Annotated in this window: 1 pseudogene; it reads right to left on the reverse strand. The window is 67.2% G+C overall.

Annotation, left to right across the window (positions count from 1 at the left end):
• A pseudogene (locus ACWELQ_RS46120) lies at positions 1–907 on the reverse strand (hypothetical protein); the annotation flags it as partial.
• Positions 908–1111: the final 204 nt, after the last annotated feature.

The following is a 1111-nucleotide window of genomic DNA, read 5'->3' on the forward strand; positions in this document are numbered from 1 at the left end:
CGAAAGTTGATTCGACGTAGCCGGGCACGTCCTTGGTGAGGTGGTCGGCGGCGTCGCCGCGCGGGCCGTTCACGCATTCGGTGTCATTGTTGAAGCTGCCGCCGGAGTCGACGAAGACCAGGATGGGCGTCCGGCCGTCGTTGGACTTGGCGAAACTGTCGACGCTGTTCATGATCTGGCCGCTGCGCACCCAGTCCGCCGGAGTGTTGAACTCGCCGCCGATCATCATGATCACCGGCAGGCTGGGCGGCTGGTCGCCCTGGAACCAGGCCGGGGGCAGGTACACGTATTCCGTGCGGTGATTGAAGCGGCTGCCCGACTCGGGGATGTCCACCGGCACGATCCGGCCGGTGTCCGGGTTGGTGTTGCGCAGCGAGGCCAGCGCATCCAGATCGGTCTGATGCGGCAGCGGCTCCGCGGTCAGCGCGGCCCACGCGGCATTGGCCGTCGGGTAGTAGCCGACCCACTGGTTGAGCACAACGCCCACGTTCAGCAGCGCCAGCGGCACCGCGATGATCGCCGCGATCCGCTGCCACCAACTGCCGGTGCGGATGCCCAGCACCGCCGCCGCGAGCACCGCGCCCGCGAGCCCGACCGCGAACCACAGCAGCGCCGGCGCCGGATCCGAGGCCAGGCCCTCGTCATTGGTGTAAGCCCAGGAAGCCCACACCACGCCGACCGCGAAGACCAGGCACAGCGGCACCCACAGCACCCACCAGCGGCGGGTGAAGCGGGCGAAGGCCACGATCAGGAAGAACACCGCCGCGAACGTGATGACCTGCGGTAACCAGCCGTGCAGCAGCGAAACCCCGTGATGGAAACCCGGATATCCGATCTGGGTCTGGGCAGGCAGCTGCGGTGCCGGAGGCACGGCAGGTGGGGATTGCAGCATCGACGTCACTGGCACGTCGCGATTCTCGATGGGATTCCTCGAGAAACGCTGTGAATACCCTCAACGCCGTCTGGACACCACGGTAATACCGACGGAACATCCCGGTAACGCGCTAAAGCAGGGAGTCCAGGAAGCGGCGCGGCAGATCCGGTCCGTCCGGGTCCCCCGTGTCCAGCGGCATCTCGTGGCGCAGGGTCCGCAGAATGTTCAGCACCCCCG

It is taken from the genome of Nocardia sp. NPDC004722 (assembly GCF_053601505.1).